Here is a 24,859-nt window from a genome sequence, read left to right as displayed (position 1 = left end):
TCAGGGCTCCGTGCGTTCGAGGACGCGGAGGGAACCCTCGACGCGGCGTTCGGTCCACTGCCCGGTGGCCAGGGCGCGCCGGTAGACGCGGTACGGCGCCTGCCCGCCGTCGGCCGGGTCGGGGAAGATGTCGTGGAAGACGAGTGCGCCGCCCGGCATGACGTGCGGTGCCCAGCCGTCATAGTCGGCCTGCGCGAGGTCCTCGGCGTGGCCGCCGTCGATGAAGACCATGGCGAGCGGCCGGCCCCACAGCGCCGCGACGGTGCCGGACTCGCCGACCACCGCGACGACGTGGTCCTCCAGGCCGGCGGCGGCGATCGTACGCCGGAAGACGGGGAGCGTGTCCATCCGGCCCGTGGTCGGGTCGACGAGGGACGGGTCGTGGTACTCCCAGCCGGCCTGGTTCTCCTCCGAGCCGTGGTGGTGGTCGACGGTCACGACCGTGGAGCCGGCCGTACGGGCGGCGGCGCCGAGGTAGACGGCCGACTTGCCGCAGTAGGTGCCGACCTCCAGGATCGGGCCGCGCGGGCCGTACTCCAGCGCGGTCTCGTACAGCGCGATGCCCTCGGGGACGGGCATGAAGCCCTTCGCCGCCTCGGCGACGCGGCGCAGGTCGGGCGGCATGGGCGCGTGGTTCGTCGCCTGGCTGGTCACGCCCGGCACCCTACCCGCCGCCGCCCGGCCGCTCCCCATCCGGCCCGATCGATCCTGGTCCGACCCTAGGTGACCCACATCACATAGAGATCATGTAATCGTTTCCATACACTCCCGTGTAATCGTTTCCACCACGCACCGAACAGGAGGCCCGATGGCCGGCATCAAGGACGTCGCCGCACACGCGGGCGTCTCCGTCGCCACGGTGTCACGGGTGCTGAACGACAGCCCCAGGGTCAGCGAGGAGACTCGCGACAAGGTCCAGGCGGCGATGCGGGCGCTGCGCTACCGGCCGAACGCCGTCGCCCGCTCGCTGCGCACCGAGGCCACCCAGACGCTCGGGCTCATCATCGGCGACATCCTGAACCCGTTCTTCGCCGTCCTGGCGCGGGCGGTCGAGGACGAGGCGCGTGCGGCCGGCTACACCGTGGTCATCGGCAACGCCGACGAGCGGCCCGAACAGCAGGACCACTACGTGCGCACGCTCCTGGAGCAGCGCGTGGACGGCCTGCTGATCTGCCCGACGGCGGAGATCACCCCACTCGTCGAGGACTGCGTGCGCTCCGGCGCCCCCGTCGTCTTCCTCGACCGCACGCTGCCCGGCCTGGAGGTGCCCTCCGTGCGCGCCGACGGGACGGAGGCCATCCACGACCTGGTCCGGCACATCCACCGGCTCGGCCGCCGGCGGATCGCGTTCATCTCCGGGCCGGAACTGCTGTCCACCGGACGGGAGCGGACGCGGGCCTTCCACGACGCGATGCGCGCGTGCGGCCTGACCGCCCCCGCCGAGTACGTCGAGGCGGGCGACTTCCAGGCGGCCAGCGGGCGGGCCATCGCCGCCCGGTTCCTCGACCTGCCCGAACCCCCCGAAGTGATCTTCGCGGGAGACAACCTGATGGCACTCGGCGCCCTGGACGAGATCCGGTCGCGCGGGCTGCGGATCCCCGACGACGTCGCCCTGGCCTCCTTCGACGACGTGGCGTGGTTCGTGCACCTCGACCCGCCGCTCACCGCGATCGCGCAGCCCGCCGAGGAGCTCGGGCGCCGCGCGGTGCGCGTGCTCCTGGACCGCGTCGAGGGCCACCCCGTCGAGTCGGTCGTCCTGCCGGCCCGGCTCGTGATCCGCCGCTCCTGCGGAGAAACGGAGACGAAATGACAGAGGAGATCCTGCGGGTACGCGGCCTGCGCAAGCGGTTCCCCGGGGTCGTGGCGCTCGACGGCGTCGACTTCGACCTGCGCCCCGGCGAGGTGCACGTCCTCCTCGGCGAGAACGGCGCGGGCAAGAGCACGCTGATCAAGATGCTGTCCGGCGCGTACCACCCGGACGAGGGCACGATCTACGTCGACGGCCGGGAGACCGCGATCCGCACCGCCGAGGACGCCCAGCACCTCGGCATCGCCACGATCTACCAGGAGTTCAACCTGGTGCCGCAGCTGACCGTGGCGGAGAACCTCATGCTCGGCCGGCCGCCCCGCCGCTTCGGCATCGTCGACAAGAAGGCGATGTACCGCCACGCCCAAGAGCTGCTCGACCGGGTCGGCGTGGACGCCGACCCCCGCGCGCCGCTGGAGAGCCTCGGCATCGCCCGGATGCAGATGGTGGAGATCGCCAAGGCGCTCGGCCTCCGGGCCCGGGTCCTGATCATGGACGAGCCGACCGCCGTGCTCACGACCTCCGAGGTGGAGCGGCTGTTCACGATCGTCCGCCAGCTCAAGCGGCAGGGCGTGGCGATCGTCTTCATCACCCACCACCTGGAGGAGATCGCCCAGATCGGCGACCGGGTCACGGTGCTGCGGGACGGTGCCTCGGTCGCCGAGGTGCCCGCCGACACGCCTGAGGACGAGCTCGTACGGCTGATGGTCGGCCGCTCCATCGAGCAGCAGTACCCGCGGGAACGTTCCACCCAAGGCGCTCCACTGCTGGAGGTCCGGAACCTCACCCGCAAGGGCGTCTTCGAGGACGTGTCCTTCGAGGTGCGCGCCGGCGAGGTGGTCGGCCTGGCCGGCCTGGTCGGCGCGGGCCGCACGGAGGTGGTCCGGGCGATCTTCGGCGCGGACCCGTACGACTCGGGCGAGGTCCTGGTCGACGGCCGGCCGCTGCCGCGCGGCAAGGTCACCGCCGCGATGGAGGCCGGGCTCGGCCTCGTGCCCGAGGACCGCAAGGGCCAGGGACTCGTCCTCGGCGCGAACATCCGGGAGAACCTCGGCCTGGTCACGATGCGCCGCGCCACGAAGGCGGGGTTCGTCGACCGGGCCGGGCAGGCCAAGGCCGCCGCCCGCGTCGCCGAGCAGCTCGGCGTGCGGATGAGCAGCCTCGGCCAGGAGGTCCGCACGCTGTCCGGCGGCAACCAGCAGAAGGTCGTCATCGGCAAGTGGCTGCTGGCCGACGCGAAGGTCCTCATCCTCGACGAGCCGACCCGGGGCATCGACGTCGGCGCCAAGGTCGAGATCTACCAGCTCATCAACTCGCTGACCGCCACCGGGCACGCGGTGCTCATGATCTCCAGCGACCTCCCCGAGGTGCTGGGCATGAGCGACCGGCTGCTCGTGATGGCGCGCGGCAGGCTCGCCGGCGAGCTCAGCGCCGCCGAAGCGACCCAGGACTCGGTGATGGCACTCGCCGTCGGCGAATTGGAGGAAACAGCATGACGACCGGAACGCTGCGGCTGCGCAAGGGCAGCGCCGTACTGAGCGAGAACGGCTCGCTCCTCGGGCTCGTCGTCCTGGTCGTCGCCCTGACCCTGCTGTCCGGCGACTTCCTGACGGTCACGAACCTGCTCAACGTCGGCGTCCAGGCGGCGGTCACCGCGATCCTCGCCTTCGGCCAGACGTTCGTCATCATCACGAGCGGCATCGACCTGTCGGTCGGCGCGGTCGCGGCCCTGTCGGCGGTCGTGCTCGCCTGGACCGCCACGAGCCACGGCATGCCCTGGCCGCTGGCCACCGGCTTCGCGCTGATCGTCGGCATCGCGTGCGGCCTGGTGAACGGCGTGCTGATCACGTACGGGAAGCTGCCGCCGTTCATCGCCACGCTCGCCATGCAGGGCGTCGCGCGCGGCCTCGGCCTCGTCATCTCCCAGGGCAGCCCGATCGCCCTGCCGGACTCGGTGTCGCACCTCGGCGACACGATCGGCAGCTACCTGCCGGTGCCGGTGATCGTGATGATCGTGATGGGCGTCATCACCGCCGTCGTGCTGAACCGGACGTACTCCGGCCGCGCGATGTACGCGATCGGCGGCAACGAGGAGGCCGCCCGGCTGTCCGGGATCAAGGTCACCCGGCAGAAGCTGGTCACCTACGCCCTGGCGGGCGGCTTCGCGGCCGTCGCCGGCATCGTCCTGGCGAGCCGGCTCGCCTCGGCCCAGCCGCAGGCCGCCGCCGGCTACGAGCTGGACGCGATCGCCGCCGTCGTCATCGGCGGGGCGAGCCTGTCCGGGGGCAAGGGCAAGGCCCTCGGCACCTTCGTCGGCGCGCTCATCCTCGCCGTGCTCCGCAACGGCCTGAACCTCCTGTCCGTCTCCGCCTTCTGGCAGCAGGTCGTGATCGGGGTCGTCATCGCGCTCGCGGTGCTCCTCGACACGCTGCGCCGCCGCCAGGCCCGCTGAAGAAACACATCGAAAGGTCTCACCATCATGCAGTTCACCAAGCCGGCCGCGATCGCGGCCGCCGGTGCGGTCCTCGCCCTCGGCCTCACGGCCTGCAACAACGGCGGCGGTTCGTCCTCCGGCGGCGGGGGCGACATCAAGATCGGCCTGTCCGTCTCGACGCTGAACAACCCGTACTTCGTGCAGCTGCGCCAGGGCGCCGAGGCGGAGGCGAAGAAGGAGGGCGTCAAGATCACCACGACGGACGCCCAGAACGACGCCTCCCAGCAGGTCAACCAGGTCCAGAACTTCGTCAGCCAGAGCATGAAGGCGATCATCCTGAACCCGGTCGACTCCGCGGCCGCCGCACCGGCCGCCAAGGCCGCCGACCGCGCCAAGATCCCCGTGGTCGCCGCCGACCGCGGCGTCGACGGCGCGACCGTCACCCAGACCGTCGCCTCCGACAACGTCGCCGGCGGCAAGCTGGCCGCCCAGGAGCTCGGCAAGGCGCTCGGCGGCAAGGGCAAGGTCGCCGTCCTCCAGGGCACCGCGGGCACTTCGGCCGCCAACGACCGGCAGAAGGGCTTCGAGGAGGGCATCAAGGCGTTCCCCGGCATCCAGGTCGTCGCCCAGCAGCCCGCCGACTTCGACCGGACCAAGGGCCTGGACGTCATGACCAACATCGTGCAGGCGCACTCCGACATCACCGGCGTGTTCGCGGCCAACGACGAGATGGCGCTGGGCGCGATCAAGGCGCTGGGCGCGAAGGCCGGCAAGCAGGTCAAGGTCATCGGCTTCGACGGCACCCCGGACGGGCTCAAGGCCATCCAGGCCGGCACGCTCACCGCCGACGTCGCCCAGCAGCCGGTGCTCCTCGGCCAGATGGCCGTTCAGGCCGCCGTGAAGGCCGCGAAGGGCGACAAGATCGACGCTACCGTGGCGGTCCCCGTCAAGGTGGCCACGAAGGACAACGTGGCTCAGTTCACGAACGGATCCTGAATGCCGGACAAGACCTACGACGTGCTGGTCGTCGGCTCGGTCAACGCGGACCTCGTGGTCCGCGTCGACCGGCGCCCGGCGGCCGGGGAGACGGTGCTGGGCTCGGACCTGGCCACCTACCCGGGCGGCAAGGGGGCCAACCAGGCCGTCGCCGCCGCCCGGCTGGGCGGCCGGGTGGCGTTCCTCGGCCGCGTCGGCACCGACGGGCAGGGCGACTTCCTCCGGAACGCCCTGCGCGGCGACGGCGTGGACATCGCCCACCTGATCACCACGCCGGGCCCGAGCGGGGTCGCGCTGATCACGGTGGGCCCCGAGGGCGACAACAGCATCATCGTCTCCCCCGGCGCGAACGGCCGCGTGACCGAGGAGGACGTGGCGGCGGCCGGCCCGCTGTTCGCCGCCGCGTCGGTGGTCTCGCTGCAGATGGAGGTGCCGCTCGACGCGGTACTGGCCGCCGCGCGCGCCGCCGAGGGGGCGGGCGCGCGGGTGGTGTTCAACCTGTCGCCGCCCGCCGCCGTACCGGACGAGCTCCTCGCGCTCTGCGACCCCCTGGTGGTCAACGAGCACGAGGCCGCCTTCCTCGGGGCGAGCGACCCCGTGGGCCTGCTCGCGCGCGGCCCGCGTTCGGTCGTCATCACCAAGGGCGCGGACGGCGCGATCGTCGCGGACGCCGACGGCGTCACCGAGGTCCCGAGCCCGCGGGTGGAGGCCGTGGACACCACGGGGGCCGGGGACGCGTTCACCGGCGCCCTGTCCTGGCGGCTGGCGCGGGGTGACGCGCTCGCCGACGCAGCGCGCTTCGCCGCGCGGGTCGGGGCCGCCGCCGTACGGGTCGCGGGTGCGCAGAGCTCGTTCCCGCGGCCGGCCGATCTGGAGGAATTGTGAAACGCGGGGGAATCCTCAACGGCGCCCTCTCGGGCGCCCTGGCCCGGCTGGGCCACACCGACCAGGTGCTGATCTGCGACAGCGGGATGCCGATCCCGGCCGGCGCGGACGTGGTGGACCTGGCCTTCACGCTCGGCGTCCCCGGCTTCGCCGAGGTGCTGGACGGGATCCTGACCGAGCTGGTCGTCGAGGGCGCGGTGGCGGCCGAGGAGGTCGTGGGCGGCAACCCGGAGTGCCACGCCCTGCTCGACGACCGGCTGCCCGCCCTCACGTACGTCCCGCACGAGGAGCTCAAGCTGCTGGCGCACGCGGTGAAGCTGGTCGTACGGACCGGGGAGGCGACCCCGTACGCGAACGTCATCCTCCGGTGCGGCGTCGCGTTCTGACCCGCTCCGGGCCGGCGGCACCGGCGGGCGGCGCCCGTCGCCCGGCCGACGCCGCCCGCCGCCTTCCGGCCGACGGCGCCCGTAACCCGGCCGGTGCCGGCCGTCGTCTTCCGGCCGACGGCGGCCGTCGCCCTCCGGCCGCACTTGCCCGCGCTTACTGAAACGTGTTCTACTTTCTCGCGTGAGTCAGCGTTCCCGTGTCGCCATGACGGACGACGAGGTCGCCGCGCTCCTGAAGGAGCAGAAGAAGCTGCAGCTGGCGACCATCAATCGCGACGGCAGCCCCCATCTCGTGACCATGTTCTACGGCCTGGTCGACGACAAGATCGCCTTCTGGACCTACCGGACGTCGCGCAAGGCGCACAACCTGCGGCGCGACCCTCGGGTGACCTGTCTCATCGAGACGGGCGAGGACTACTTCGAGCTGCGCGGGCTGATGATGTACGGCACGGTGCGGGCCCTTACCGAACCGAACGACATTCGGTATGTTGGCTGCGAAGTGGTCCGCCGGATGATGGACCTGAAGGACGATGACGCCATCGCCTCGCTCGTCGACCAGACCGCGGCCAAGCGGCACGCGTACATCGTCGAGCCGACGGGCGTCGCGTCCTGGGACCATCGCAAGCTCACCTGAGCGAGGAGCCATGGAAGTACGAGTCGACCCGCTGGTCTGCGAGGCCAACGGCGTGTGCGTGGGCCTGGTGCCCGAGGTGTTCGACCTCGACGACGACGACGTCCTGCACATCGTCGAGCCGCGTCCGCCCGCCGAGCTGCTCGACCGCGTCCGGCACGCCGTGCGCTCCTGTCCCAAGGCCGCGCTGACCCTCGAGGAGTAGCGCCGGCGCCCACGGCGCCGGTCGCGTCCGGCGCCCGCCCGGTTGATCACGTCGTCCGGCGCCCGCCCGGGGCGCCGTATCGTCGGCCGGCGCTCCCGTCGGCCCTGCCATGGAGGTGTGCACGGTGCGAGCCGCGGTCCTACGTCAGGTCGGCGACGAAGAGGTCGAGCTGCGCGACGACGCCACGACGACCGAGACCGGTCCCGACCAGGTGAAGGTCAGGGTACGGGCGACCGGCGTCTGCCACTCCGACCTGTCCGTCCTGACGGGCGTGCTGCCCATGCCGATCCCCTGCGTCATCGGGCACGAGGGCGCCGGCGAGGTCGTCGAGGTCGGCGAGCACGTCACGAACGTCGGGCCCGGCGACCACGTCGTCATCAACTGGACGCCGGACTGCGGCACCTGCGCCGAGTGCGTCCGCGGCGAGCCGTACCTGTGCATGACCTTCATCGCGCAGACGTTCGGCGACCCGAGGTTCCGCCTGGGCGGCGACGCCCCCGCGTACGGGATGGCCGGCTGCGGCACCTGGGCCGAGGAGCTCGTCGTGCCCTGGCAGGGCGTCGTCAAGGTGGCCGAGGACGTGCCGTTCGAGTACGCCGCGCTGCTCGGCTGCGGCATCCCGACCGGCGTCGGCGCGGTGTTCAACACGGCGAAGGTACGGCCCGGCTCGAAGGTCGCCGTCGTCGGCGCGGGCGGCGTCGGCCTGTCGGTGATCCAGGGCGCCCGGATCGCGGGCGCGGCGACGATCCTGGCGATCGACCCGAACGAGTCCAAGCACCCGATCGCCAAGCAGTTCGGCGCCACCCACACGGCCACACTCGACGACCTGCAGGAGGTCAACGGCCTGTTGACCGGCGGCCAGGGCTTCGACTACGTCTTCGAGGTCGTCGGCAAGGCGGCGGCCATCGAGACGGCCTGGCGGACCACCCGGCGCGGCGGCGACGTCATCGTGGTGGGCGCGGGCGCGACGGACGACAACTTCCAGATGAGCGCCTTCTCGCTGCTGTTCGAGGGCAAGAACCTCAAGTCCTCGCTGTACGGCGGGAGCGACCTCAGGCGCGACATCCCGCTCTTCGTCGACCTGTGGCGCAGCGGCAGGCTGGACATCGAGGGCCTGATCACGCGACGCATCCGGTTCGAGGACCTCAACGACGCCATGGCGACGCTGCGGCGCGGCGACGCGATCCGCCAGGTCGTCGTCTTCGACTAGGGAGTCGAAAGGGGCGGCCGACGGGCGCTGCCCGGCCGCCGGCCGCCCCGCCGCGACCCCGGTGCTCCCAATTCGCTACACACTTTCCGGCAATCGTCAACAGGCGGAAGTTTTATTTGCCGCATATCGGGCATCTGGCGGGCGTTCAGCTCGGAACCAGGAGGCTCCAATGCGAATAAGGGGCGGCATCAGCTTCGTCGGCCTGATTTACATATTGATCGGGATCTTCGTGGCCTGGGACCACGACTACATCACGGTCGGCCTGCTCAAGCGCGTCGTCAGCGCCATACTGGCGATCTTCCTCTGGGTCCTCATTCTCCTCGGCGTCGACCTGCATGTCAGCTGACGCCCCCCGGAAACGCCATTGCGGCCGCCCTTCGTACGAAGGGCGGCCGCAATGGCGTTCTCATGCGACCGAATCGCCTTTTCGGTCGGTCCGGGATCTAGGGAATCGGCGTCCGCCAAAGAGTCGGCACGTCCCCGGACGCGTCTCCGGTGAATCCGACCGCGACCAGCGTGCCGCCGACGACGGTCAGCCCGGCGAGCCGCTGCGTGCCGAGCCCGTCCAGCCCCAGGCCGTGCGGCCGCGACGACCGCCAGGTGCGACCGTCCGGCGAGGTCCACAGGACCACGTCCGAACCCGCCGTGCCGGCCAGGACGAACCCGTGCGCCGTCACCGTCGCCGCCGTCACCGCCGTGCCCTGCCCCGCGCCGGGGAGGGAGACGGGCTGCCACGTCCGGCCGCCGTCCGCCGAGACCACGGCGAAGGCCGCGGAGCCCGGAGCGCCCGCCGCCGGCGGGCCGGTGACGCCCGCCGCGCCGGTGACACCGGTCGCGACCAGCACCCCGCCCCGCGCCACGACCGAGGTCAGCGAACCCGCGGCGGCCCCCTGCGGGAGCGCCGGCGCCGCCGGGGACAGCGCCCACTTCTTCCCGTCCGGCGAGGTCCAGACCGCCGGCTGCGCGGTCTTGTTCTTGGTCTGGCCGCCGACCGCGACGAACCCGGCCGGGCCCGCCGCGACGTCGGCGGTCCACTTGGGCGCGTCCCCGGTACCGTGCAGGTCGCCCTTCCCCGCCTCACCGGCCCAGGTCCAGTTCTTCAGGTCCGTGGAGTACCAGGCCGCGGCGCTCGTGTCTCCGTTCCGGCCCACGATGACGTACGTCCCGGTGTTCGCGGCCGCGGCCACCGTGGTGAGGCCGGAGCCGCCGAACGTCTTCCCGCCCGGCACGGCCTGCCACGACCCGCCGTCGGCGGACATGAGCACGAGCGGACGGCCCCCGGCGTGCCCGACCGCGAGCCAGCCCGCGGCCCCGTGCACGACGTCGGCGAGCTGCCGGGGAGGGGTGCCGGCCGGGAGCGTGGCGCGGGTCCACGCCGAGCCGTCCGGCGAGCTCCACAGCGCGGCGTCACCGTTCGAACCGCCGACCGCCATGACGCGGCCGGCGTCGGCGACCACGTCGGTGAGCGTGAGCTCGGGGTGGACGGCGCCGGGGATCGCGCCGAGGTTGACGTCGCCGACTCCGGCGACGGTGAGGTACGCGTCGCTCGTCCCGGTCCGTCCCGTGACCACCGCGCCGGCCGTCCCCGGCGCGACGTCGGTGAGGGTCCGGCCCGGCGGGACGTCTCCGGTGCGCTGCCAGCTCTTGCCGTCGGCGCTCGTCAGCACGGCCGTCTTGCCGCCGCCCACCGGCACCAGGGCGGCCAGGCCGTTGTCCGCGCCGCGCAGGGCGCCCAGGTGGGAGTAACCGTCCGTGCCGAGCCGGCCCACCGCCGCCCAGGTCTGGCCGTCGGCGGAACCGAAGATGACCGCGTACGACGTCGTGTGGCGGTGCTTCTTCGACCCGGTGGTCTGCGATCCCTCGCGAGCGGCGAACAGACCCGACCGCGTGCTCACGAGCGCCGTGACGTCGCCGGACGACCCCTGGCCCTGCGGGATCGTGACCGGCGCCCAGGTGCGCCCGGAGTCGGGCGACCGCCAGAAGGCCTCCTGGTCGACCGTCTGGGTGACCTTGCGCTTCTTCTTCTTGACCTTCTTGGTGACCGTCTCCGTGGTCCGCAGCGTCCCTTCGACGACCACCGTGTCGCCGAACGCGGCGGCGGAGGAGGCGCGGATCAGGGTGCCGCCCTTCTGCTGCGTGAGCTGTCCCGGGCCCACACGCGTCCAGGAGCGCCCGTCGCGGGAGGTCCAGACGACCCCCTGCGTGCCGCCGCCCTGCGTGGCGCCCGTCCCGACCGCGACGAACCCCGAACCCGTGCGGACCAGGCGGTTGATCTTGTCGCCGGGAGCGAACGCGCCGACGACCGCCGCGTGCGTCCACGTCCGGGCGTCGCGGCTCGTCCACGAGACCACGCCCTGCGAGGTGACGCCGAGCGCCGCCCACCCGCCGGTGTTCCCGGCGAGGAACTGCGGGTACTCCCCCGGCGGCGGATCGCCGCCGTCGGCCCCGCGCACCCGTGCCACCTGCCAGGTGCGGCCGCCGTCGGCGGAGGTCAGGAACTGGGCGCGCGAGTAGACGCCGCCCTGCTCCGAGCCGATGGCCACGACGGCGCCGCCCGCCGCGACCACGGCGGTGAGCGCGTGCGACCGGCCGCTCGTCTTGGCCGCCGGGTCCGGGGTGAAGAGACGGTCGGCGGCCACGGGCACCGGCGCGGCCGGCTTCTTCGGCTCATCGCCGCCCGTGCCGACCAGGGCGTACGCGCCTCCACCGAGGAGGACGACGACCGCGGCGGCGATGGCGACGGGCCGGAGCGGCACCTGGGGCAGGCGGCGCGCACGCGCCGGTGGGGCCCACGGCTCGCCGTCCACCGTCCCGCCCGGCGGCGCGGCCGGAGGCACCGGAGCGAGAGGAGGCACCGGGGCGGCGGGCGGCGCCGGGGCCGGGGCCGGAGGAGCCGCGGGGGGAACGGCCGCGGCGGCGGCCGTGGGCCGCTGCGCGGTGCTCGCCGCGTTCGGATACGCCGCGGCGCTGGCCGCGACGGGGACGCTGGCCGGCGCCGGCGGGCGCCGTTCCGGCTCGGCGCGGCTCCAGTCGATTCCGGCCCGGTGCCACACGGCGTTGGAACGCTGCCAGGGCGAGGAGTTCGGCACGCCGCGGACGCGGCGGCCGTCCGAGGCCGCGTCCGCCGCCTCCGCGAGCCGCTCGCTGATGCGGCGGCGCTCGTCGCGGCCGGAGCGCCGGGGAGTGCCCGGCCGGGGGTGATTCTGGGCGGGGCGGACGGCACTGCCGCCGAAAGGCTCCCCGGGGGGCGCTCCGCTACCGGTCGTGGTCACGCTCACCTCTTGTTGAAGACCGTTCGTGCAAGGACCTATCAAACCGCTATTCGGCCCGCAACGGGGGGCGGAGACGAGACCGTTCCGATGGGAATTTCACCTTCGAACGGCCCGTCACCGGCCCGTTCCCGTACGTCGGCGACCGCTTGCAGGCCGTCGTCACCGTCGGGTCATAGACGTCTCCGGCAGGGCTGCCTAACGTCCCGTTCCGGAGGTGGTGACATGTCCCTGACCGTTTCCCCCGAACTCCTCGAAAGCGCCCGGCGAGACGAACTCGACGACGCGGCCTTCGTCGAATGCATCCGCACGTCCCTGCCGTACGCCTGGCAGGTCGTCGACGGGCTGATCGGCGAGCTCCGGGCGGACGGCACCGACTTCACGGCCAACGAGGTGCCGCCCCCGGACGAGGCCGCCCGCGGCCAATTGCTGCGAATGCTGGCCAGCGACGCGATGCGCGGAGCGCTGGAACGTCACTACGGCGTCCGCCTGGCGTTCCAGAACTGCCACAAGGTCGCGGTGTTCCGCCCGGACGCCGATGAGGCGTACCGGGAGTTCGTCACCCCGCGCGCGCAGATCCTGAACCAGCGCCCGGAGCTCGTGGACTGCTGAGACCGGCGAGAAAGGAGAACGGAGCCGTACGCCCACGCGTACGGCTCCGTCTCAGGATGCTCAGGCCGGCGCCTTGCCCCGCAGGTAGACCTTGGTGTTGAGGGGCAGGAGCTTGGCGACGATGTCCGCCGTGTGCATCGGCGTCCGCACGCAGCCGTGCGAGGCCGGGTACAGCGGCACCTCGGGCTCGCCGTGGATGGCGTAGCCGCCGTGGAAGTAGTTGGCCTTGTAGAGCTTGCCGAGCGGGCCGGTCTCCCAGCCCTTCGCCTTCCGGTACACGTAGTAGTTGCCGGTCGGCGTACGGGCGTTGATCTTGTGGCCGTTCTGGTAGTAGTACGCCCGGCCGCTGGAGATGTGGCTGATGAGGACCAGCTTGCCGCTCTTGTAGATGTAGAGCAGCTGGTGGGTCAGGTCCACCTCGGCGCGGTTCTTGGCGCCACCCTTGACGAGGGGCTTGGGCACCTTGGGGTGCGCCAGCGCGGCCCAGGTCTTCGAGCCGACCGGCGCCGACTGGTTCGGGTGCATTCCCTGGGCCTTCTGGAAAGCCCAGACCGCGAACCGGGTCTGGCTGCCGTACTGCCCGTCGACCGTTCCCGGGTCGTAGTGCAGAGCGATGAGACGCTGCTGCAGACGTGTGACCGCCGCACCCTTGTCACCGAAATGAAGCGTCGGGTTGGCCTGCGCCTGTACGGGGGATGTGGCGGCGACGGCGAAGGCCGTCGCGGGGGCGGCCACAGCCGGGACGAGGGCCACTGCCGACAACGTCCCGATGGCGGCGGCCTTCCCCAGGCTTATTCGCATACAGCTCTCCCAAACGTTGACAGATTGCACGAGCCAACCTGTTTTACCTCATGCGAGCGATCATTACGATGCTTTTGCCGTCGCAAAGGTTCGTTCGGATGCTGTGGGAGATGTCACCGCAGCCGACCGGAAAGGCCGGTCTCCGGTCGTAATCCGGGCGAAGGGGTCAGGCGTCCACCCGGGTGTCCGCCTCCGGTCGAGGCGCCCGGGCTCAGTGCCCGGGCGTCGTCCGGGCTCAGTGCCCGGGCATCGCCTGGACTCAGTGTCTGGGCATCGTCCGCGTCTCGACGCGGCCCTTGTAGGCGAAGGCCCGGATGTGCACGACCGGCGCGTCGGCGTCCAGGTCACCGGTCCACTCCTCGTCGCGGGTGACCCCGAAGCCGCTCGCCTCGACGCGGACGCCGGGCGGCACGAGGAACTGGATGTCGGACTTGTAGGCCACGGCGAGGATGGTGGTGACCGGCTCGGTCAGCTCCGCCGCCCGCAGGTCGATGACCCCGCTGCCCTTGTAGACGAGCGCGCGGTACGTCCCGGGCACCCGCCAGCGGCCGGCGAGCCGCACGATGTCCTTGTAGGCGACCGTGTAGCGCCCCGGCTTCGGCGGGTGCGCGGGCACCGCCGGGCGCGGCCTGACGGGGGCGGTGGCCGCCGGCAGGTCGGCGAGCAGCCCGGCGAGGTCGCCGTAGGTCCGCGCGGCCAGCGCGCCGCGCATGCGCTCGTCGAACTCCCCGTCCGTGAGGCGGCCCTCCGCGAAGGCGACCTGCAGCCGCTGGACGGTCTCGTCCCGGTCCTGGTCGGAAGCGCGCAGGCTCGCCCGGTCCGGTGCCGGCTGGTGGTACGGCTCCATCGGAGGCCCCTCTCACTCGCGATGTATCTTAACCCAATTCTCTCCAAGTTCGAGACCTGTTCGGGTGAACACGACCCGCGTTCGCCTCAGCCTGAGGGGCGGCACACCGGACTACGGTGGAACCGTGCTCCTACTCACGACGCTCGCCGCGTGGCGCGCGCATCCCGACCAGGACTTCCGCAGCGAGACGGCCGCGTACGCACCGGAAGAGGACGCCGCCGCCCTGGCCACCGACCACTTCGGCGACGAGCAGGTGATCGCGCTGGTCTTCGACCATCCGCGGCTGATGCTGCCCGGCGCCGTCAACCGCGAGACGGTGCGGGAGATCCGGTACGGCCGCCGGAATCCGGGCGGCAGGGTCACCGCCTTCGAGGTCAGGCCGTCGATCGCCGAGGCCCTGGACCTGCTGCCGCACCCCGAGGGGGGCTGGTTCCGCGAGACCTGGCGGACGTCCGTACCGGTCGCGGCGCACGGCGGCGAGCGGCCGACCGCGACCGGCATCTACTTCCTGCTCGGGCCCGGCGAGGAGTCGATGTGGCACTCCGTGCGCTCGGACGAGGTGTGGCTCTGGCACCGCGGCGGCCCGCTGGAGCTCGTCCTCGGCGGCGAGGCCGACACGCCGGGCGAGCGGACCGAGACGGTCGTCGTCGGCCCGGACGTCGAGCACGGCCAGCGCCCGCAGGCGCTGGTGCCCGCGGGCGTCTGGCAGTCCGCCCGGCCCGCCTCGGACCGGGAGGTCCTGGTCAGCTGCGTCGTCTCCCCCGGCTTCGACTTCGCCGACTTCCAAGCGGCGCCCTGACCGGCGCGACACCCTGACCGGCGCGGCGGCCGTCCGCCGCACCGGTCAGGGCGCCGGTCTCACTGCAGGGCCTGGAACAGCGCCGTCGTCTGCTCGCCGATGTTCTTGGCCAGCAGGTACGGCTCCGTCTCGTTGATCTGCTGCCAGTTGTCGCGGACGTCCTCGACGCTCAGGCCGTCCTTCTTGGTGAAGCCCGGCCCCTCGGCGACGAACACGCGGGCGACCTTGCCGCCGCCCACCGTGTAGGTCTCGCCGGTGCTCTCGTTGCTCTCGTGCGCGAGCCAGGCGACCAGGGGCGTGACGTGCTCGACGCTGAGGCGGTCCTTGAACTCGGCCGGGAACAGGTCCTCCGTCATGCGGGTCCAGGCGATCGGGGCGATCGCGTTCACCTTGATGCCGTACTTGGCGCCCTCGGCCGCGAGCGTCTTGGTCAGGCCGACGAGCCCCATCTTCGCCGCCGAGTAGTTCGCCTGCCCGAAGTTGCCGAACAGGCCCGCGGGCGAGGACGTCATGACCACCCGGCCGTACGCCTGCTCCCGCAGGTGCGGCCAGGCGGCGTGCGTGACGAGGAACGATCCGCGCAGGTGCACCGCGATGACCTGGTCGAACTCCTCCGGCGACATGTTCTTGAACGACTTGTCCCGCAGGATGCCGGCGTTGTTCACGACGATGTCCACGCGGCCGAACGCGTCGAGCGCGGTCCGTACGATCGCCTCCGCGCCCTCCGTGGTGGCGACGTTGTCGGTGCTGGCGACGGCCTCCCCGCCGTTCTTCTTGATCTCGGCGACCACGTCCGCCGCCGGGCCGGTGGAGGCACCGGTGCCGTCGAGCGCGCCGCCGAGGTCGTTGACGACGACCTTCGCGCCGCGCGCGGCGAGTTCGAGGGCGTGCTGCCGCCCGAGCCCCTGACCCGCTCCGGTGACGATCGCCACCCGTCCGTCGAACCGCAGTTCCGCCATTCTCCGTACCCTCCTCGCGACCTGAGCTCCTGAACACGGGGTCCACCGTGCCCCCAGTGTCCAATACCCGACCGAATCCCGCTCGGTCGGGGACGCGTCAAGGTCCCGGAAACGCCACGGCCCGCGATCCGTCCCCGGATCGCGGGCCGTTCGGTGTCCGTACCGGACCGGGTCAGCCGCAGTGGGTGTACCCGGAGACCCAGACGTTCCAGCCGGTGAACCGCCGAGGTGATCATCGCCACCGTGAGGAACGGCCGATCGGCGGTGACCCGGGCGAATGACCCCGCGGCGCGTCAGGGGCCGCGGTCGGGAACGGGCTCCGGCTCCTCGGCCGACGCGAGCTCCTCCTGCTCGGCGGCGTTCTCCCGGCGCCTGCGGCGCACCGACCAGACGACGAAGGCCACGACGGCGACGGCGGCCACCGCGATCGCCAGCACCCGCCCGGCCCACTGCGCCACCTGCTCGAAGGCGGTGCCCACGAGGAAGCCGCCGACGGTGAAGCCGACCCCCCACGTGACCCCGCCGAGCGCGTTGAACACCAGGAACCTGCCGTACGGCATCTTGGCGCTGCCGCAGAGGGCGGGCATGAGCGCGCGCAGCAGGGCGGTGAAGCGGCCGATGAAGACGGCGAACGCCCCGCGGCGGCGCAGCAGGCCGTGCGCCTTCTCCACCTTCGGCCGGTGCCTGTGCAGCACCCGCATCCCGAGCAGCCGGTCACCGTAGCGGCGGCCGATCTCGTAGCCGACCGAGTCGCCGACGACCGCCGACAGAACGATGACCACCAGCAGGACGGGCAGCGACACCCGGTGCTGGCTGGCCAGTACGCCGGCCACGACGATGGCGGTCTCGCCCGGGAAGACGAAGCCGAAGAACAGCGCCGCCTCGGCGAAGACCAGCGCCGCGACGACGCCATAGATGACCGGACCGTGCAGGTCCAGGAGAGCATGCGTGATGGAGCCCACAGGCGATCAACATCCCATTTCCGGCGTCGGCACCTCGTCATCGTATGAGCCCTGGTCCACTCGCGAATCGTCCTCAGGTTTGAGACTGGGTCATTACTTTGGATCGAGAGGGAGGTGCGCACCGTGGACGACTTCATGATGCGGCTGCACGACCACCTGCCGCCGGAGGCGAACCTCGTGTGGTCGCCGTACTCCGTGGCGTCGGCGCTCGCGCTGGTCGCCGCCGGCGCGCGCGGCCCGACCCTGGCGGAGCTCACGCGGGTGCTCGGAGGGCCGCCGGAGCGGCTCCGGCTCGCCGAGTCGGCCGCGCTCGGCGACGCCGAGATCCACGTGGCCAACATCCTGTGGGCCCGTCCGGGGCTGACCGTCAAGGACGCCTACCGGCGGGCGCTCGCGGACCTCCCGGGGGCCGCGTTCCGGGTCGCCGACTTCGCCGGGGATCCGGACGCCGCGCGCCGGGCGATCAACACCGAGGTGGAGAAGGTCACCGAAGACCTCATCCGGGACCTGCTGCCGCCCGGCTCGGTGGGCCGGCGTACCGCCGCCGTCCTCGCCAACGCCCTGTATCTGAAGGCGGCCTGGCGGAGCCCGTTCGCCGGGCGGGACACCCGGCCCGAACCCTTCCACGGCGCGGGCGGACGACGCCGGGTGCCGATGATGCGGCGGACCGGGCGGATGGCGTACGCCGAGGCCGGCGGCTGGCGGATGGCCGCCCCGGCCGCCGAGGGCGGTCTGGCGGTCGAGGTGCTCGTCGGGCCGAAGGACCCCGCCGGTACGCCACCGGGCCCGGACCTCCTCCGGCGGCTGCGCGGCTCGGCACGGCAGATGAGCGTGGCGCTGTCCCTTCCCCGGTTCCGGGTCGAGGGCCGGGTGAGCCTGGGCGAGGCCCTGCGGGCGCTGGGCGCCGGGACCGCCTTCACCGAGGACGCCGACCTGTCCGGGCTGGCCGAGGAGCCGGTCCACCTCGACCGGATCGAGCACAAGGCCGTGCTGGAGGTGGACGAGAGGGGCTTCGAGGGGGCGGCCGCGACGGCCGCCGTGATGACGCTCGCGGCCTTCACCCCCGTGCGCGCCGTGGAGTTCCGGGTCGACCGGCCGTTCCTCGTGCTGGTGCGCCACCCCGGGACCGAGGCGGTCTACTTCGCCGCGCGGATCACCGACCTGTGAATGAGATCAAGGTCACATACGAAGTAGCTTAATCGATTAGCCATACCCTGATTTCGCTCAAAGCACACCAATTGCTTTGCCGGAGATCACTGACGACCTACCAGAGCGTTCCGGGCTTTGCCCCGCCGGGCCCGCAGGGCCGGTAGCCTTGACAAGGTTACTGATCCACCTGCGAGCCGCGGAAGAGGGCGATCGCCGCCGTGTCGACCCAGTCGTCGCGATCCTCCGCCGACCTGAACACTCCCGACTTCGGTCCCAACGAGTGGCTGGTCGACGAGCTTTACCAAAAGTACCTGGAAGACCCCAACTCGGTTGACCGAGCCTGGTGGAACTTCTTCGCCGACTACCAGCCGGACCGCCCGGCCAAGGCGCCCGCCGGCGCCGACGGCGCGGCCGCGCCTCCGACGACTCCGCCGACGGCTCCCACTCCGAAGCAGACCCCCGCCCCCGCGGCCGCGGCCAAGCCCGCGGCGCCCGCCAGGCCCGCCGAGGCCGCGCCCGCGAAGAAGCCCGCCCCCGCTCCCCAGGCGCCCGCCGGCGCCGAAGAGGTGCGGCTGCGCGGCGTCGCCGCCCGCACGGTCACCAACATGGAGGCCAGCCTGGCCGTGCCGACCGCGACGAGCGTGCGCGCGGTCCCGGCCAAGCTGCTGATCGACAACCGCATCGTCATCAACAACCACCTCAAGCGCGGCCGTGGCGGCAAGGTCTCCTTCACCCACCTGATCGGCTACGCCATCGTCCGGGCGCTGCAGGCGATGCCGGAGATGAACGCCTCGTACGCCGAGGTCGACGGCAAGCCGATGCTGATCAAGCCGGAGCACGTCAACTTCGGCCTCGCCATCGACCTGAAGAAGGACGACGGGCAGCGGCAGCTCGTCGTGCCGAACATCAAGGCCGCCGAGACGCTGGACTTCCGCCAGTTCTGGGCGGCGTACGAAGAGCTCGTGCGCAAGGCGCGGGGCAACAAGCTGACGATCGACGACTACGCCGGGACGACGATCAGCCTGACCAACCCGGGCACGATCGGCACCGTCCACTCCGTGCCGCGGCTCATGCCCGGCCAGGGCTCGATCATCGGCGTCGGCGCGATGGAGTACCCCGCCGAGTACGCCGGCACCTCCGAGGAGGCGCTCGCCCGGCTCGGCATCAGCAAGGTCATGACGCTGACCTCGACGTACGACCACCGCATCATCCAGGGCGCCCAGTCGGGCGACTTCCTGCGGATGGTCCACCGGCTGCTGCTCGGCGAGGACGAGTTCTACGACGAGATCTTCGAGGCGCTGCGGATCCCGTACGAGCCGGTCCGCTGGGTGCAGGACATCAGCGCCACGCACGAGGACGACGTCGCCAAGGTCGCCCGGGTGCACGAGCTGATCCACGCCTACCGGGTACGCGGCCACCTCATGGCCGACACCGACCCGCTGGAGTACACCCAGCGCCGGCACCCCGACCTCGACGTCCTGAAGCACGGCCTCACCCTGTGGGACCTGGAGCGGGAGTTCGCCACCGGCGGCTTCGGCGGCAAGCCGACGATGAAGCTCCGCGACATCCTCGGCGTCCTGCGCAACTCCTACTGCCGCACCGTCGGCATCGAGTACATGCACATCCAGGACCCCGACGAGCGGGCCTGGATCCAGTCCAAGGTCGAGGTCCCCCACGACAAGCCGGACCGCGAGGAGCAGCTGCACATCCTCGGCCGGCTCAACACCGCCGAGGCGTTCGAGACCTTCCTGCAGACGAAGTTCGTCGGGCAGAAGCGCTTCTCCCTCGAAGGCGGCGAGTCGCTGATCCCGCTGCTCGACTCGGTGATCACCGCGGCGGCGCAGGACCACCTCGACGAGGTCGTCATCGGCATGGCCCACCGCGGCCGCCTCAACGTCCTCGCCAACATCGTCGGCAAGTCCTACGGCCAGATCTTCGGCGAGTTCGAGGGCAACCTCGACCCGCGCAGCGCCCAGGGCTCCGGCGACGTGAAGTACCACCTCGGCGCCGACGGCGACTTCATCGCCCGTGACGGCTCGAAGATCCGCACCTCGCTGGTGGCCAACCCGAGCCACCTGGAGACGGTCGACCCGGTCGCCGAGGGCGTCGTCCGCGCCAAGCAGGACCTGCGCGACGTCGGCGAGGGCGGCTTCACCGTGATGCCGATCCTCATCCACGGCGACGCGGCCTTCGCCGGCCAGGGCGTCGTGGCCGAGACCCTCAACCTCTCGCAGCTGCGCGGCTACCGCACCGGCGGCACCGTGCACATCATCGTGAACAACCAGGTCGGCTTCACGACCGCGCCCGAGTACTCCCGCTCCAGCGTGTACGCCACCGACGTGGCCCGGATGATCCAGGCGCCGATCTTCCACGTCAACGGGGACGACCCCGAGCAGTGCGCGCGCGTGGCCCGGCTCGCGTTCGAGTACCGCCAGGCGTTCAACAAGGACGTCGTCATCGACATGATCTGCTACCGGCGGCGGGGTCACAACGAGAGTGACAACCCGTCGTTCACGCAGCCGCTGATGTACGACCTCATCGACGCCAAGCGGTCCGTCCGCAAGCTCTACACCGAGGCGCTGATCGGCCGCGGCGACATCACCGTCGAGGAGGCCGAGCAGGCGCTGCGCGACTACCAGCAGCAGCTGGAGCGGGCGTTCAGCGAGACCCGCGAGGCCACCAAGCAGCAGCCGCCCGCGGGCTTCACCAAGCCCGACGTCGAGCGCATCCCGCTCGACCACGCGGGCGTCGCCACGGCCGTCTCCGACGAGACGATCAAGCGGATCGTGGACACGCAGCTCAACCTGCCGGAGGGCTTCACGCCGCACCCGCGCGTCCAGCCGTTGCTGGCCAAGCGCGCGCAGATGGTGGAAGAGGACGCGATCGACTGGGCGACCGGTGAGATGTTCGCGTTCGGCTCGCTGCTGATCGACGGCCGCCCGGTGCGCCTCGTGGGCCAGGACAGCCGGCGCGGCACGTTCGGCCAGCGGCACGCCGTGCTCTTCGACCGCAAGACGGGCGAGGAGCACACCCCGCTCAAGCAGTTCGGCTCGGGCACCTCGAAGTTCTACGTGCACGACTCGCTGCTCAGCGAGTACGCCGCGATGGGCTTCGAGTACGGCTACTCGATGACCCGCCCGGACGCGCTGGTCTGCTGGGAGGCGCAGTTCGGCGACTTCGCCAACGGAGCGCAGTCGATCCTGGACGAGTACATCTCCTCCGGTGAGCAGAAGTGGGGCCAGCGCTCCAGCGTCGTCCTGCTGCTGCCGCACGGGTACGAAGGCCAGGGCCCGGACCACTCGTCGGCGCGCATCGAGCGGTACCTGCAGACCTGCGCCGGGGACAACATGACGGTCGCGCAGCCGACGACCCCGGCGAACTACTTCCACCTGCTGCGCTGGCAGGCCCTGTCGCCGCGGGAGAAGCCGCTCATCGTCTTCACCCCGAAGTCGATGCTCCGGCTGAAGGCCGCGACGTCGGCCACGGCCGACTTCACCTCCGGCTCCTTCCAGCCGGTGATCGGCGACCCGAAGCAGCTCGGGCAGGTCCGCCGCGTCGTGCTCACGACCGGCAAGCTGTACTACGACCTGGCCGCCGCCCGGGAGAAGTCCGGCGACACCTCGATCGCGCTGGTCCGCGTCGAGCGGCTCTACCCGCTGCCCGTGGACGAGATCAAGGCGGAGCTGGCCAAGTACCCGGCCGACGCCGAGCTGGTCTGGGCGCAGGACGAGCCCGCCAACATGGGGGCGTGGCCCTTCATGGCGCTGAAGCTGCCGCCGCACCTGGAGGGCCGGGAGCTCAAGCGGGTGTCCCGCCAGGCGAGCTCCTCGCCCGCCGTCGGGTCCGCCAAGATCCACGCCTTGGAGCAGCAGGGCCTGGTGGCCGCGGTCTTCAGCGAGTAACGGCCGCATCCGGCGTACGGCGCTCCGCACGGTCACGTGTGGAGCGCCGTTCCGCTCCAGGCGCGAGATGACAGCGAAAGAGAACGATTGCCATGTACTTCACGGATCGGGGGATCGAGGAACTGGCCGACCGCCGCGGCGAGGAGGAGGTGTCCTTCGTCTGGCTGGCCGATCGGCTGCGTGAGTTCGTCGATCTGAACCCCGAGTTCGAGACCCCGGTCGAGCGACTCGCCACCTGGCTGGCCCGGCTGGGCGACGAGGACGACGACTGATCCGTTCCTCGGCGGCCGACGGCTCGCCGCGTCGTACGGAGCTCACGGTGGTGTGACGCGATACATCTTGACTTTCGCGTAACGCGACATATCGTGTTACAGCGAAGCCTCCCGACGGAAGGGGATCGTGCCGTGGCGCGCTGGACGGTTGATGAGCCGACAAAACTCGACTTCGACGGCGTGGTGGCGCTCAAGGCCAACATCGTGGCCGGGACCGTCTCGATCCTCCCGAGCGACGAACGGCCCACCCTCCAGGTCTCCGAGATCTCCGGCCAGCCCCTCGAGGTGGTCCACGAGGCCGGGATGCTGACCGTCAACCACAAGAGCGGCGGCTGGGACGGTGTCCTCAAGTGGCTGCAGAACACCCGCGGCCGGGTCAACGTGACGATCACCGTTCCACCCGACTGCCCGGTCACCCTGAACGTCGTCACCGCGAACGCGATCGTCACCGGCCTCGCCGGCCGGGTGTCCGTCAAGGCCGCCTCGGGTGATGTCACCCTCGACGGGGTCACCGGGGCCATCGACGCGAACACCGCCGCTGGCGACATCGAGGCGCAGGGCCTCGCGGGCTCGGTGACCTTCAAGTCCGTCTCCGGGAACCTGGCGCTCGCCGGCGGCAGCCTCGACCGGCTGACCGCCCACTCGGTCGCCGGGAAGGTCACCACCGACGTCGACCTGCGTGCCGGCGGCCACACCCAGGTGAGCACCGTCTCCGGCGAGGTCACCATTCGGCTGCCCGAGTCGACCTCCGCCAAGGTGACGCTGAACTCCATGACCGGCAGGGTGGACGCCGCCTTCCCCGAGCTGACCCGGCAGGAGCGTCCGGTGGGCCGGTACGTCAGCGGTACGCTCGGCGACGGCGACGCGTCCCTCACGGTGAACTCGGTCTCCGGTGCCGTCACCTTGCTCAGCCGACCGGCCCCGGAGGAACTGACGTGATCGGCGATCGACTGTGAGGGTGAGCGAACGATGAGTCCAGTTTTCGGGCATGGCCGGTTGCGGTTGTACCTGCTGAAGCTGCTCGAGGAGAGTCCTCGGCACGGGTATGAGGTCATCCGGCTGCTCCAGGACCGTTTCCTGGGCGTCTACTCCCCCTCCCCCGGCACGATCTACCCGCGCCTGGCCCGGCTGGAGGAGGAGGGCCTGGTCACCCACGAGGTGGTGCAGGGCAAGAAGGTCTACCGCCTGACCGACGCGGGCCGCGACGAGCTCGAACGCCGGATGGACGAGCTCGCGGAGTTGGAGGAAGAGCTCACCGAGTCCGTACGCGACATCGCCCGCGAGGTCCAGGAGGACGTCCGCGACACCGTACGGTCACTGCGCGAGGAGCTCACCCAGGCCGCCCGTGAGATGCGCCGGCAGGGCCCGGCGGGTGCGGCGCAGAACCTCAAGGAGACGACCCGGCGGCAGAAGGACGAGTGGCAGCGGCAGAAGGCGCACTGGAAGGAGCACAAGCGCACCCTGCAGGAGGAGTGGCGGCACACCTGGGACGACGCCTGGGCCACCGCGACGGGCAGTAGCGAGGACGCGACCCGCGTCAAACTCGACCGGGCGCTGCGTAGGTTCGTCGACGAGGTCCGTGCCGCGACCCGGGACGGCGTCGACGAGGAACAGGTGGCCGCGGCCCGCGCCCTTCTCGCCGAGACGTCGACGCGGCTGCGCACGGAGATCCTCGGTAAGGACCAAGGCGTTCCGGAGGACGGGCGCCCTCGGTAACGGCCGCGCCGAACCGGCATCCTCTGTCATCGCCGTGGTATCGCCGCAGTGGACCGATGCCGATCGGTCACTGATTTAGAACGGAACGTCACCTGGCTGGGGATTGTCCGAATGCTTCTGGATTAGCGCTATTTTTCCAGATACTGTGTTGATGCACTAAATAACACCACATTTGTGGGGCACAGATCATCGGCCGACCTCCGCCGGGGGCCACTTTGATTCATGTCGCGGTCATTGATGCCCACCCGATCGCCCGCTGCGGGATCGAACACGCCTTAGAATCGGTCGCCGACATGGCCGTAGTGGCGTCAGTGGCCGACGTGGAGGACCTGCAACGATTGCTCGTCGAAGGACTCCAGGTCGACGTCGTGGTTTTCGACCCCTACCTCGACGGTGAGATTCCCGCGATCGACGCGGTGGCCAAGCTCGCCGCTACCCGCGTTCTCATCATGTCCACGTCGGCGAGACCGCCGGACGTGGTAGCGGCGATACGCGCCGGCGCGAGTGGATATCTCACCAAACGCTGCGATACCTCGGTACTTATCGCCGGTCTGCGCATCGTCGCGGGCGGCGGATTCCTGCTCTGCGACGAAATCGCCGACGTGGCCCACACGCTGATGGTCACTTCGGACGCCGGCCGACCGCGCCTGTCTCCCCGCGAGGACCAGACCCTGCGCATGCTCGCGCGTGGTCTCACCCACAGCCAGATCGCCACCCAACTCGGCGTCCGCAAGTCGACCGTGGACACCTACGTCGAACGAATCCGGGCCAAACTCGGCGTCGGCAACAAGGCCGAACTCGCCCGCGCGGCGATGGAGCGCGAGATGTCGCCGCGCATGGCGGTCTGGTGAGTCGAGACCACAGGGCTGTGGCGCGGGCACCACAGCCCTGTGGAGCACCGCGAGGTCGTCGCTGAGGTGTTTATATGACCTACCGCCGCCGACTCCCGGCACTCATAATTTCGGACATGGTCGCCCCTGTTAGCGGCATGTCATTCGAGTCGACGGCCAGGCCAGG

24 protein-coding genes are annotated in these 24,859 nt (G+C 71.3%); 18 read left to right on the top strand and 6 right to left on the bottom strand.

The features are described from left to right. Positions 1-624 carry a class I SAM-dependent methyltransferase gene (locus NE234_RS00450; RefSeq protein ID WP_252777393.1) on the bottom strand — a complete coding sequence of 208 codons (624 nt, stop codon included), beginning with the start codon at positions 622-624 and terminating at the stop codon, positions 1-3. A 184-nt stretch (positions 625-808) separates the two neighbouring features. Between NE234_RS00450 and NE234_RS00445 the strand changes: the two genes are divergently transcribed. The 10 genes from NE234_RS00445 to NE234_RS00400 all read left to right on the top strand — a co-directional run bounded on the left by NE234_RS00445 (position 809) and on the right by NE234_RS00400 (position 8,900). After that, a complete protein-coding gene (locus tag NE234_RS00445; protein WP_252775713.1) occupies positions 809-1,810 on the top strand; it encodes a LacI family DNA-binding transcriptional regulator in 1,002 nt (333 codons plus the stop codon). Continuing rightward, positions 1,807-3,303 (top strand): sugar ABC transporter ATP-binding protein, encoded by a 1,497-nt coding sequence (locus tag NE234_RS00440; RefSeq protein ID WP_252775712.1) that lies wholly within the window; start codon positions 1,807-1,809, stop codon positions 3,301-3,303. Before NE234_RS00445 ends, NE234_RS00440 begins: the two co-directional genes overlap by 4 nt. Next, entirely contained in the window at positions 3,300-4,259 is a 960-nt protein-coding gene (locus tag NE234_RS00435; protein WP_252775711.1) for an ABC transporter permease, read from the top strand. Before NE234_RS00440 ends, NE234_RS00435 begins: the two co-directional genes overlap by 4 nt. Before the next feature lie 27 nt (positions 4,260-4,286). Next, positions 4,287-5,237: a substrate-binding domain-containing protein gene (locus tag NE234_RS00430; RefSeq protein ID WP_252775709.1), complete on the top strand. Its 951-nt coding sequence runs from the start codon at positions 4,287-4,289 to the stop codon at positions 5,235-5,237. Beyond that, entirely contained in the window at positions 5,238-6,122 is an 885-nt protein-coding gene (locus tag NE234_RS00425; RefSeq protein WP_252775708.1) for a ribokinase, read from the top strand. Further along, a complete protein-coding gene (rbsD, locus tag NE234_RS00420; protein WP_252775706.1) occupies positions 6,119-6,508 on the top strand; it encodes a D-ribose pyranase in 390 nt (129 codons plus the stop codon). The genes NE234_RS00425 and rbsD overlap by 4 nt, the downstream gene beginning before the upstream one ends. A 205-nt stretch (positions 6,509-6,713) precedes the next feature. Next, on the top strand, positions 6,714-7,142 hold the full coding sequence (locus NE234_RS00415; protein WP_252775704.1) for a pyridoxamine 5'-phosphate oxidase family protein: 429 nt from the start codon (positions 6,714-6,716) through the stop codon (positions 7,140-7,142). Between the two features lie 10 nt (positions 7,143-7,152). Next, positions 7,153-7,344: a ferredoxin gene (locus NE234_RS00410; protein WP_252775702.1), complete on the top strand. Its 192-nt coding sequence runs from the start codon at positions 7,153-7,155 to the stop codon at positions 7,342-7,344. 124 nt (positions 7,345-7,468) lie between these two features. Continuing rightward, complete coding sequence (locus NE234_RS00405) at positions 7,469-8,554, top strand: Zn-dependent alcohol dehydrogenase (RefSeq protein ID WP_252775701.1); 1,086 nt, start codon at positions 7,469-7,471, stop codon at positions 8,552-8,554. 169 nt (positions 8,555-8,723) lie between these two features. After that, positions 8,724-8,900, top strand: coding sequence for a hypothetical protein (locus NE234_RS00400; protein WP_252775698.1), 177 nt, complete (start codon positions 8,724-8,726; stop codon positions 8,898-8,900). A 97-nt stretch (positions 8,901-8,997) separates the two neighbouring features. On the opposite strand, the gene NE234_RS00395 is transcribed toward NE234_RS00400, so the two are convergent. Further along, positions 8,998-11,826, bottom strand: a complete 2,829-nt coding sequence (locus tag NE234_RS00395) for a hypothetical protein (RefSeq protein WP_252775695.1) — start codon at positions 11,824-11,826, stop codon at positions 8,998-9,000. Between the two features lie 222 nt (positions 11,827-12,048). Between NE234_RS00395 and NE234_RS00390 the strand changes: the two genes are divergently transcribed. Then, complete coding sequence (locus tag NE234_RS00390) at positions 12,049-12,435, top strand: SCO5389 family protein (RefSeq protein ID WP_252775694.1); 387 nt, start codon at positions 12,049-12,051, stop codon at positions 12,433-12,435. A gap of 60 nt (positions 12,436-12,495) precedes the next feature. Here NE234_RS00390 and NE234_RS00385 read toward each other — a convergent pair whose 3' ends face one another. Together NE234_RS00385 and NE234_RS00380 are read right to left on the bottom strand one after the other, a co-directional pair. Then, positions 12,496-13,236, bottom strand: coding sequence for a L,D-transpeptidase family protein (locus NE234_RS00385; protein ID WP_252775692.1), 741 nt, complete (start codon positions 13,234-13,236; stop codon positions 12,496-12,498). A 259-nt stretch (positions 13,237-13,495) separates the two neighbouring features. Then, positions 13,496-14,083 carry a DUF1707 SHOCT-like domain-containing protein gene (locus NE234_RS00380; RefSeq protein ID WP_252775690.1) on the bottom strand — a complete coding sequence of 196 codons (588 nt, stop codon included), beginning with the start codon at positions 14,081-14,083 and terminating at the stop codon, positions 13,496-13,498. Positions 14,084-14,207: 124 nt separating this feature from the next. Between NE234_RS00380 and NE234_RS00375 the strand changes: the two genes are divergently transcribed. Continuing rightward, entirely contained in the window at positions 14,208-14,882 is a 675-nt protein-coding gene (locus NE234_RS00375) for a cupin domain-containing protein (protein ID WP_252775687.1), read from the top strand. Between the two features lie 59 nt (positions 14,883-14,941). Here the strand turns inward: NE234_RS00375 and NE234_RS00370 are convergent, their stop codons facing one another. Together NE234_RS00370 and NE234_RS00365 are read right to left on the bottom strand one after the other, a co-directional pair. Continuing rightward, positions 14,942-15,841 (bottom strand): SDR family oxidoreductase, encoded by a 900-nt coding sequence (locus NE234_RS00370; RefSeq protein WP_252775684.1) that lies wholly within the window; start codon positions 15,839-15,841, stop codon positions 14,942-14,944. Positions 15,842-16,134: 293 nt separating this feature from the next. Further along, complete coding sequence (locus NE234_RS00365; protein WP_252775682.1) at positions 16,135-16,803, bottom strand: DedA family protein; 669 nt, start codon at positions 16,801-16,803, stop codon at positions 16,135-16,137. 123 nt (positions 16,804-16,926) lie between these two features. Here NE234_RS00365 and NE234_RS00360 point away from each other — a divergent pair, with 123 nt between their 5' ends. The 6 genes from NE234_RS00360 (at position 16,927) to NE234_RS00335 (ending at position 24,693) form a co-directional block, all read left to right on the top strand. Beyond that, entirely contained in the window at positions 16,927-17,970 is a 1,044-nt protein-coding gene (locus NE234_RS00360; RefSeq protein WP_252775680.1) for a serpin family protein, read from the top strand. Between the two features lie 200 nt (positions 17,971-18,170). Then, positions 18,171-21,854, top strand: coding sequence for a multifunctional oxoglutarate decarboxylase/oxoglutarate dehydrogenase thiamine pyrophosphate-binding subunit/dihydrolipoyllysine-residue succinyltransferase subunit (locus tag NE234_RS00355; protein WP_252775678.1), 3,684 nt, complete (start codon positions 18,171-18,173; stop codon positions 21,852-21,854). Between the two features lie 92 nt (positions 21,855-21,946). Next, a complete protein-coding gene (locus NE234_RS00350) occupies positions 21,947-22,126 on the top strand; it encodes a DUF6104 family protein (RefSeq protein WP_252775676.1) in 180 nt (59 codons plus the stop codon). 132 nt (positions 22,127-22,258) lie between these two features. Then, on the top strand, positions 22,259-23,065 hold the full coding sequence (locus tag NE234_RS00345) for a DUF4097 family beta strand repeat-containing protein (protein ID WP_252775674.1): 807 nt from the start codon (positions 22,259-22,261) through the stop codon (positions 23,063-23,065). Positions 23,066-23,095: 30 nt separating this feature from the next. Then, on the top strand, positions 23,096-23,842 hold the full coding sequence (locus NE234_RS00340) for a PadR family transcriptional regulator (RefSeq protein ID WP_252775672.1): 747 nt from the start codon (positions 23,096-23,098) through the stop codon (positions 23,840-23,842). 215 nt (positions 23,843-24,057) lie between these two features. Then, on the top strand, positions 24,058-24,693 hold the full coding sequence (locus NE234_RS00335) for a response regulator transcription factor (RefSeq protein WP_252775670.1): 636 nt from the start codon (positions 24,058-24,060) through the stop codon (positions 24,691-24,693). Positions 24,694-24,859: the final 166 nt, after the last annotated feature.

This window comes from Actinoallomurus rhizosphaericola (assembly GCF_024055675.1).
Classification (GTDB): Bacteria; Actinomycetota; Actinomycetes; order Streptosporangiales; family Streptosporangiaceae; genus Actinoallomurus; species Actinoallomurus soli.
This window is presented reverse-complemented; position numbering and strand designations above follow the sequence as displayed.

Excerpts from the sequence above, each read along its gene's own strand:
- NE234_RS00410 (WP_252775702.1), top strand. The coding sequence starts at position 7,153 with ATGGAAGTACGAGTCGACCCGCTGGTCTGCGAGGCCAACGGCGTGTGC.
- NE234_RS00450 (WP_252777393.1), bottom strand. The coding sequence starts at position 624 with ATGCCGCCCGACCTGCGCCGCGTCGCCGAGGCGGCGAAGGGCTTCATG.
- NE234_RS00350 (WP_252775676.1), top strand. The coding sequence starts at position 21,947 with ATGTACTTCACGGATCGGGGGATCGAGGAACTGGCCGACCGCCGCGGC.
- NE234_RS00385 (WP_252775692.1), bottom strand. The coding sequence starts at position 13,236 with ATGCGAATAAGCCTGGGGAAGGCCGCCGCCATCGGGACGTTGTCGGCA.
- NE234_RS00445 (WP_252775713.1), top strand. The coding sequence starts at position 809 with ATGGCCGGCATCAAGGACGTCGCCGCACACGCGGGCGTCTCCGTCGCC.
- NE234_RS00400 (WP_252775698.1), top strand. The coding sequence starts at position 8,724 with ATGCGAATAAGGGGCGGCATCAGCTTCGTCGGCCTGATTTACATATTG.
- NE234_RS00430 (WP_252775709.1), top strand. The coding sequence starts at position 4,287 with ATGCAGTTCACCAAGCCGGCCGCGATCGCGGCCGCCGGTGCGGTCCTC.
- NE234_RS00390 (WP_252775694.1), top strand. The coding sequence starts at position 12,049 with ATGTCCCTGACCGTTTCCCCCGAACTCCTCGAAAGCGCCCGGCGAGAC.
- NE234_RS00370 (WP_252775684.1), bottom strand. The coding sequence starts at position 15,841 with ATGGCGGAACTGCGGTTCGACGGACGGGTGGCGATCGTCACCGGAGCG.
- NE234_RS00440 (WP_252775712.1), top strand. The coding sequence starts at position 1,807 with ATGACAGAGGAGATCCTGCGGGTACGCGGCCTGCGCAAGCGGTTCCCC.
- NE234_RS00380 (WP_252775690.1), bottom strand. The coding sequence starts at position 14,083 with ATGGAGCCGTACCACCAGCCGGCACCGGACCGGGCGAGCCTGCGCGCT.
- NE234_RS00435 (WP_252775711.1), top strand. The coding sequence starts at position 3,300 with ATGACGACCGGAACGCTGCGGCTGCGCAAGGGCAGCGCCGTACTGAGC.
- NE234_RS00425 (WP_252775708.1), top strand. The coding sequence starts at position 5,238 with ATGCCGGACAAGACCTACGACGTGCTGGTCGTCGGCTCGGTCAACGCG.
- NE234_RS00415 (WP_252775704.1), top strand. The coding sequence starts at position 6,714 with ATGACGGACGACGAGGTCGCCGCGCTCCTGAAGGAGCAGAAGAAGCTG.
- NE234_RS00340 (WP_252775672.1), top strand. The coding sequence starts at position 23,096 with ATGAGTCCAGTTTTCGGGCATGGCCGGTTGCGGTTGTACCTGCTGAAG.